Origin of the sequence: Vibrio sp. V03_P4A6T147, from assembly GCF_002241085.1 — a bacterium.
Lineage (GTDB): Bacteria > Pseudomonadota > Gammaproteobacteria > Enterobacterales > Vibrionaceae > Vibrio > Vibrio anguillarum.
In genome coordinates this window covers 1-8,772 of the sequence record NZ_NDIO01000064.1, presented here as the reverse complement: position 1 = coordinate 8,772, position 8,772 = coordinate 1, and the positions used below count along the sequence as shown (strand labels likewise).

5 protein-coding genes and 1 pseudogene are annotated in these 8,772 nt (G+C 43.9%); 4 read left to right on the top strand and 2 right to left on the bottom strand.

Going from position 1 to position 8,772, the window contains the following annotated elements; translation table 11 throughout:
* The first annotated feature begins 130 nt into the window (after positions 1-130).
* A pseudogene (locus B9J84_RS02275) lies at positions 131-1,005 on the top strand (YdcF family protein).
* A 107-nt stretch (positions 1,006-1,112) separates the two neighbouring features.
* Here the strand turns inward: B9J84_RS02275 and focA are convergent.
* A complete protein-coding gene (gene focA, locus B9J84_RS02270) occupies positions 1,113-2,564 on the bottom strand; it encodes a formate transporter FocA (protein ID WP_094123444.1) in 1,452 nt (483 codons plus the stop codon).
* Positions 2,565-2,803: 239 nt separating this feature from the next.
* On the opposite strand from focA, the gene B9J84_RS02265 reads away from it, so the two are divergent.
* Positions 2,804-3,709 carry a LysR substrate-binding domain-containing protein gene (locus tag B9J84_RS02265; RefSeq protein WP_013867825.1) on the top strand — a complete coding sequence of 302 codons (906 nt, stop codon included), beginning with the start codon at positions 2,804-2,806 and terminating at the stop codon, positions 3,707-3,709.
* Positions 3,710-4,037: 328 nt separating this feature from the next.
* The gene (locus B9J84_RS02260) at positions 4,038-4,544 is read left to right on the top strand and encodes a DUF1097 domain-containing protein (RefSeq protein WP_019281895.1); all 507 of its coding nucleotides are present in this window, start codon (positions 4,038-4,040) and stop codon (positions 4,542-4,544) included.
* A 163-nt stretch (positions 4,545-4,707) separates the two neighbouring features.
* On the opposite strand, the gene B9J84_RS02255 is transcribed toward B9J84_RS02260, so the two are convergent.
* Entirely contained in the window at positions 4,708-6,339 is a 1,632-nt protein-coding gene (locus B9J84_RS02255; protein WP_026028965.1) for an ATP-dependent endonuclease, read from the bottom strand.
* 259 nt (positions 6,340-6,598) lie between these two features.
* Between B9J84_RS02255 and B9J84_RS02250 the strand changes: the two genes are divergently transcribed.
* Positions 6,599-8,338, top strand: a complete 1,740-nt coding sequence (locus B9J84_RS02250; RefSeq protein ID WP_094123443.1) for a bifunctional UDP-sugar hydrolase/5'-nucleotidase — start codon at positions 6,599-6,601, stop codon at positions 8,336-8,338.
* The last annotated feature ends 434 nt before the right edge of the window (positions 8,339-8,772 follow it).

Below are 8,772 nucleotides of genomic sequence, written 5' to 3'. Positions count from 1 at the left end.
CTCAAGCACTATGCACATGTAGGAGTATTTACGTGTTACCAAACCATACGTTTTAATACTGCTGCTTTCTTGATGTCGATTGCTATGACACAAGTTTTATGGTGGCTGGAATGGAGAGAGAAAAATAACGATGGTAGCCGAGCATCTTTATATCGTATTAGGTAAACGACTTGTTGATCAGCAATTAACATTAGAAGGGCGTAGCCGTGTTGATGGCCTTGTTAAGGCGTTACAACGTCATGACATCGATCATAGTGTCATTGCTTTATGTGGTGGGCTCACGCTAGGGCAACAGATTTCTGAAGCGAAGGCTATGTATCATTACCTTCAATCGGAGCTTACTCGGCTCAATGTGTCACTTTTGAATAACCGCATTTTGCTGGAAGAACACTCGACCAGCACAGTGGAAAATATCGAGAACGTCGCGTTAGAGCTGCAAAAAAACGGTGGTATTGACACGCAAAAAACATTACCTGTTACTTTCATTTCTAACGACTATCACTTGCAGCGTATTTTTGAAATTCAGCAATTAATGGATGAGCAAGGGTTACTGCGAGTGCTTAAACAACGCTGTGAAATGATGGAGATCACGCTGGCTATTTCACCGGATCTGCACGATCACCTAGCGGTGAAATACCCTTATACGCATTTAGCCGCGGAACTGTTTCTATTGGTCGATCAACTAACAACTTACCGTGTCTATCTTGAAGGTGTTGTGGCGGGCTCATTTTTTTGCGCGATCTCACGCAAGTGAGAGCCATTCCCTACCAAATCGCATATGAGGCTATTTTAGCGATCAACCATAAAATCGCAGACAAGCCAAAGTGGGTTTTTGTTCGCTGTCTTACGGATTTATTGATGCAGTGTATCAATGCCACAAAGGGGGCGTTAAATGTCAGTGAGATTCAACCCTATCTCATTTTGTTCGACAGCAACTTAACGTTATTGAATCGATATCTTGATCCTGAAAACCCGTGCGTCGGACGCTGGTGGCGTCAGGGATAGTAACAAGCGAAATAGATGAATCAAAGAGACCCCGCAATGCGGGGTCTTTGCTTTTTAGTCAAGCGACTTATTTCCTGACCAAAAACCGTTTTGAACAAAACAACGTGTTAAGCCGTTTCTAACGTACGCTCTTTGACCACGCTTAGACGCTCGCCATAAATTGGACGTAGTGCTGCCAGTACATGGTTACGAGTTAGCATACCGACAAACTTGCCATCTTCAAGGACGGGGAGATTTTGTGGTTTGTTCACTTTCATGCTTTTTGCGCGCTCTTCTAAAGAGAGTGAGCTAAAACGGGTAGCAATACCCATGCTGCTAGTAGGGTATAACTGTTCTTTATCGATGCATAAAAACTCGGCGATATCAATCAGACGGTCAGATGCATCGATGGCGATAACATCGCGGCTCATAAGATCCACCACTTTTTGCCCTTCGGTAGGGAGGTAGTCTTGGCACCATAAATCCACCATGACATCGTGAGCTGAGAAAAATCCGACCAAACGACCAGCCACATCAACCACAGGAGCACTATCGAGCTGGTTATCCAGCAACATATCAATCGCTACTGCGGTTGGCATTTCCACGCCTAGAGTTACAGGTTGGGTGTTCATAATGTCTTTAACTGTAATTGTTTTATTCATTTTCGTTTCCTTCACTGACGTAATTGTTGCTGTTTCCGTAATAGTGCTAATGTTTGCGGCTTTAAGTTGTGGACGGCGGAAAATAGACCAGTTGGCGAGACCAACCAACACAGCACCGCCGACAATATTGCCCAAAGTCACTGGGATAAGGTTTGCCACCACAAATTGATGAATGTTCAAATCTGCGTAATGAGTGGCACTGATACCGATCTGCTGCCAGAAGCTCTCTGGTGCAAAGTTTTGAATCACAATGCCTAAAGGGACCATAAACATGTTGGCTACGCAGTGCTCGAAGCCGCTAGAGACGAACATCGCCACAGGCAAAATTGTCATTGCGGCTTTGGTCATTGCATTGGCTGAGCTAAACGTTAACCAAATAGCAAGACAAACCAGTAAGTTACATAGCACCCCAAGAGAAAATGCTTGAACAGGTGTATGGTGCAGTTTGTGCTGCGCGATGTTCAGCGCATTCAAACCCCATTGACCATCATCCAACTGATAGAGACCAGCCCCAGTAACTAAAAGCAGTAAGAACATGGCACCAATGAAGTTACCGATATAAACCTTGCCCCAAATGGATAACATTTTGCTAAAGCTGATTTGTTTATTGGCCCAAGAAATGCTCGACAATACGGAACTGGTAAACAGTTCACCGCCACAAATCACGATTAAAATCAGCCCCATGCTAAAGGCTAAACCACCCGCTAACCGACTGAGCCCCCAACCTGCGTTAGCACTGCCTGTGGTGACAGTGATGTAGAACAAAAATGCTAAGCCGATAAAAGCACCAGCCATAATGGCAAGGCTCAGTGTCATACCGCTACTTTTCTTGGCTTTGCTTAATGCAAATTTCTCGGCTTCTGCCATCATCTCAATCGGTGAGAACAGCTGTTTATTTTCAGAGTAGGCTGCAGACATACACGCTCCCAAAGCTCAATTTCATAATTACCTCCCAAGTTCAAACAAAGCGTCATGCCTTGCTTCCCATACAGACTAACGAACGAGTCATGAAGTAGTAAAATTGATAATTTTTAGATTACTCATCAAATGAATTGATATGAATAAATGAAAGAGTAGAATGAAACCGTTTGCGCATATTAACTCCCTTGAAATTAAAGGTGTGGCGCGCAGTAGATGAAAGCTAAATAGGAAAAGCAGTGCGGTATTCACTCAAACAATTAGCAGTTTTCGATGCTGTTGCCGATAGTGGCAGCGTCAGTCAAGCTGCGGATAAATTAGCGTTAACTCAATCCGCGACCAGTATGTCGCTAGCACAATTGGAAAAAATGTTAGGTCGCCCTTTGTTCGAAAGACAAGGAAAGCAGATGGCATTAACTCATTGGGGAATGTGGCTTAGGCCGAAAGCGAAGCGTTTATTACAAGATGCTCAGCAGATCGAAATGGGCTTTTATGATCAGCACTTGCTTAGCGGTGAAATCAGTATGGGGGCCAGCCAGACCCCTGCCGAGCACCTCGTTCCAGACCTTATCAGCATTCTTGATAACGATTTCCCAGAGATGCGTATTGAGCTTGGTGTGAAAAGCACCAAAGGGGTGATCGATGGCATCCTCGACTACAAATATGACCTTGGTATCATTGAAGGTCGATGCGATGATAACCGTATTTCCCAAGAAGTGTGGTGTCGAGATCACCTAACAGTGATAGCTTCGGCTCATCATCCTTTTGCCAAATGTAAAACGGTGAGTCTTGCACAGCTTGAACAAGCCAAATGGGTGTTAAGAGAACACGGTTCTGGCACTCGAAATATTTTTGATAGCTCGATTCACCATCTTATTTCCGATTTAGATGTGTGGCGAGAGTACGAACATGTTCCTGTGCTACGCAGTATGGTTGCGAATGGTCCGTACTTAACTTGTTTACCTTACCTCGATGTAGAACGCTTTATTGAGAATGGCCAACTGGTAGCGCTCAATGTGCCTGATCTGAATATGGAAAGAACGTTGTCGTTTATTTGGCGAGCAGATATGGCTGAAAACCCGTTGGTTGAGTGCATTAAGCGTGAAGGACTGCGCATGATGAAAGGACGACCAAGCGTACTTTAAGCTTGTTAATCTTGGTTATGATTTACTTTGTTACTTCTCAATATGGGGTGTGATAAGTGAAGCTGTTGAGTGTTCGCATTTAGCATCATGCCACACACCCTCATCACCTAATCTAACGCTCATGCTCGATTAAAAAGCACTTCAAATGTGTTGATTTATCGTTTGCGTCAACATTTCAATGAAATAAGTGCAGTCATTGCATTTATTTCATGACTTAGGTCACTAGTCATCCGTGGTTGAAGCTTTTAATATCGGCACTTGATTTATTGATGTCGCTATAGCAACGGCTTGTTAAATGACAGGCAGATAGCGGCTAAATGAGGGCGCTATGAGCACACTATTTGCAATTTCACTAACGACAGGCATTCTTTCTGGTGTTTGGGGCTGGATAGCCGTTTCGTTAGGCTTACTATCATGGGCTGGCTTTTTAGGATGTACGAGTTATTTTGCCTCTCCAACCGAGGGTATTAAAGGTCTTGCAGAAAGTTTGATAACTAATATCAGTGGCGTTTTTTGGGCAATGGTCATTATTCATTCATCCAGTTTGGTGAGCTTGGATATTTTGGGTTACGTTGTCACTGCGGTAGTGGCATTTTTAATGTGCATTCAAGCGTCGAAAGCGTGGCTTGGTTATATCCCTGGAACCTTTATTGGCGCTTGTGCCACTTTTGCTGCGGGTGGTGATTGGCAACTGGTTATTCCATCACTTCTATTCGGTGGCATTTTTGGCTTTGCGATGAAAACAAGTGGTATGTGGTTGCATCAACGATCTAACCAGCCAACGCTGAGCGACAGCGCAACTGTTGAAACGCGTTCTAAATCCTCAACTTGTTAATTTATGTTTAAGACTAATGCTGGTGAAATCTGCATTGGTAAAGGTTACCCCCAATTGATCCGTATCGATTCATCAAAATTGTTGATATACCCATTCAATATAAGATTAGTCACATATAGCGAAATGGAAATGATACGAGGCACACAATCATGTGTGCCTTTTTTTACGTGTGGCCATTGGCCATCGTAATCACGCGTTTTAGTGTCCAGCGCAGCAGTACAGGAATAAAGTCCACACCTTGTTGTTCACAATGGGAAACGATGGCAAGCGCCAAATCAGGTTTCGCGTGTTTTTTCAGCACACGTGTGACCACTTTTTTCGCAGGGATTGGATGATCGTAAGGTATTTTAATCAAATCTTTGAAGAAGTGTTCAAAGCCATGAGAGTACAGAAAATGTTCGATATCTCGATCGGGAAGTTCGGTTAGGCGGTGTCGTTCTTGATCACCTGTCAGCATACCGCGTACCGTTGACGAATATTTTTTGCCAGCGGGATCGCCATCAGTCACGACATGCCAATCAATGCCAAACGCTTTCGCCACTTTAATTAAGGACTTCAGACCAGACTGAGCAAATTCGACAATTTGTACTCCTTCGGCGGCTAGATTATAGCCACACTGGCGAGCCAGCTCACTAAACAGCCACACCTCAGTTTCTCCTTCAACCAACAACCAGCAGCGAGCAAAAAGCACCCCTGAGCGATGAAAACGGATATGAAAACCGATACGTCGTAGTTCGTCCTTACTCAATCCACGAGAGATCATCGAATTTGCAATGGTACGGTCAGAAGTACGCACCAAACGCCGAATCGAATGAAGGGGAACAGAGCCAAGCAGATCACCACTGTTCGTTGTGAGAATTTTCTGCATGGGTAATAGTTGAAGTAAACTCCAAGCGCGCGCCAGATGAGTAGGGTGCAATCGACCTTCGGGATCTTCGATAATCAGCAGCGGCCTAGCGCAACGTCGTAGGTCAGTTGGGCCTTTGGCTTGCAGATAAGCATTGAGTAAGCCCATCAACAGCAAACGAGTTTGCTTATTTTTAGTCTCTTCAACAAATTGGCTTATGTTTTTATCGGCGGTTGGGCTGGAATAGACTAAGCTGTCACGTTGCTGTCTTGGGTTTTTACGTGTCTGACTTTTGAATGAAAAATAGTGATCAACTAATACATTCATTGAGTTAAGGCTACTTCTCATCTCGCCTTTGTTGACATGTCCAGGAATGGCCAGTAAACGACGACAGGTATTATCAATGCGTTTTTCGGCGCGAGAATTTTTACCGTTACCATTGACGAAAGGTCGCTCGAAACGCCGTGAATCTTTCAAACGGATCACTGGGTGTAAGCTCATCAGCTCTTGCGCTAATTTTTCGGAATGATGCAGCGGTAGTGGATTGCCTTCGAGGTCTAAAAACAGGTAGCGAGTGGTAATATCATATCGCTCACGAGTGGCACTGATGCGATAGAATATCCGTTTCGTACCCGTTTCATCTTCAACCCAAATCGGCCTCAGCTTACGATAACGGCCGGATCGAGATTCATTTTTGTCTGTAGAAACAAAGCTCAAGACAATTTGTAAATGCTGAGTTTGAGGATGAGCGATAGAGTAATCGACGTGGAAATCTTGCATTTCAAATTGATAAGGTACACCGTTGGCTGGTAGCACTACTGATAAGGCGTCCAACAATGAGGACTTACCCCAAGTATTTTCACCGATCAATGTGGTGAGTTCATCAAAAGCGAGCGATAAACGTTTGATTCCTCTGAATCCGGAAATTTCAATTCGCTCTAGATGCATAGGCAGACTCCTTTTATAACTCAACGAGTTAGCTTCTCGCTGAGTCTGTTGTTCTTTAAGCATAATGGAAATTATGCAGATAAGTAGGCTGCTGGCTCACATATCAAGTGTTTATGTAGGGTCAGCCGAATGAGACAAAGGCTACAAAGCGTGATGAGGTTGACTTAGCGTAATTATATTTTCAAACTCGTTTCATAAAAGTCACGATTCTGTCATGATTCTTCAGCTAGGATAGAGTGGAAAAAGAAGAGAAAGATAAATGATGCATAAAAAGAATAGACCAGCATCAATTATGCTGGCACACATTAATGACACTCACTCATATTTTGAACCGACATCGCTGCAATTGACTCTCCACATCCAACAGCAGACTTTAACACCGTATGTAAGCGCTGGCGGTTTTGCACGAATTGCAACACGAGTTCAGCAATTGAAAGAAGATGCGGCGCGTATGAAGCGAGCCTTTGTATTTTTACACGCTGGGGATTGTTTCCAAGGCACGCTCTATTTCTCGCTATTTAAAGGTAAAGCCAATGCGGACATGCTCAACGCATTGAATCTTGATGCGATGGCATTAGGCAATCACGAACTGGATATGGGTAATGAACCCGTTGCCCATTTTGTTAAACGTATTCAATTCCCATTGCTAGCTGGCAATTGGGATCTCTCCAATGAAAGATCGAATAAGCCTTTTCCAATAGCCGGTAGCCCGCAAGTGATAAGTTATCAACCTCAAGGTAAATACGCTCGCTGGATAGAAAAACAGGCTGGTGATGAAACAGTTGCAATTTTCGGCTTGTCACTCGATAAAATGGCTGATATTGCCAACCCAGATCTCGATACTCCATTTATTAACGCTATCCAAACGGCGAAAAATACGGTTGCTGAAATACGCGCTAAAGGGATCAACAAAATTGTTCTACTTAGCCATTTAGGTTATGAAGCGGACATTGAGCTCGCACAGCAAGTGGAAGGCATTAGTGTTGTCGTCGGCGGGCATAGCCACCGATTACAAGGTGATTTTAGTGCACTAGGGCTGATGAAAGATGATGAGTATGGTTTAAGAATTAACGACACTTATGTCGTCCAATCCGGTTATCATTCTTTGAGCTTAGGTCATTGTTATATCGACTTTTCAGCCGATGGCAAAGTGGACAAATTTCAGGGTCGTAATGAACTGTTACTGGGCCGTCGACTGTTTCTTGATGCCAGCATGAGCGAAGCGGGCACCGATAACACCCATTTAGCGGCGTGCGAATTTTTAAGCCAGCACCCTAATGTGGTGGTGTGTAAGAAAGATCCGCAGGTCCAAGGAATATTGATCGATAAATACATGCCGCGAGTACGTCAGCTGCAACAAAATATTATCGCACATGCTGATCGTTTCTTAAGACACGTCAGAATTCCTGATGAAACTGGGCCGAGTGAGTTGGCTCCTTTGGTGGCTCAATCATTCGTCTATGCCATGCGGCAAAGAGGGCACCCCGTGCAGTTTGCAATACATAACGCTGGTGGAGTCAGAAACTCGCTCAACGCCGGACAAGTTTCGGTGGCAGACATTGCCGGAAATTTATTGCCTTTTGCTGTTCCTATTGGTGTCTACCGAGTGCAGGGAGAAACCTTAATTGAGATGCTTGAAGGGGCGATTAATAATGCGCTGGGCAATGGGGTCGACGGCACAGGTTCTGGCAGTTATCCTTACACCCACAATCTCTCGTTTACTTATGCCGCCGATCGGCCTGTAGGACAACGCATCACAAATGTGTTGTTATTTGATGAGCAAAAAGGTTGGCAACCAATTGATCTTAATCGTTATTATTGTGGAACCTCTTCGGCCTATACCATGAAAGGCAAAGAGGGATATGATGCGATACTGAAAATGAAGGGAGAAGGTTTTGTTTCGAATGTGTCAATGGCCGATGCGTTTATTGAACTGCTGACGGAAAAACCTGAAATACTTAACCACACAGGAACTCAACCCCAACATCATTATCAGTAACTCGGTTTGACATAAATTTACTGGCATAGACTTTGCTTTTTAACTTTCAGTCTTAACGCATCTTCAACCCGATGAAGGTGCATGAAGATGTGAAAGGGGAAAGTATAATGTGGATTAGAGATTGGTTAGATGCTGCTGTCGTCGTTGCTTGGGTCAGTGCATGGTCTGTATTGGTGTATTTATTACCACTGGCAGGCGTATAAAAATCTAAGCTAAAAAGGAGCATAAATGGCTAATGCCGATCAGTTAAGACTTTAATCGGCAGATCAGTTGAATGATCCTACCTTTATGTAAAAATCCGATAGACCTTGTTTATCGGATTTTTTTATGCACGTTTCTCAAGCCCTCGATATCATCAACAGTTATAAACCAAATCAAGTTGAAACACTCGCAGACCTCTTGCCCATTGAGCTCATCAATAGTGCTTATGAGCT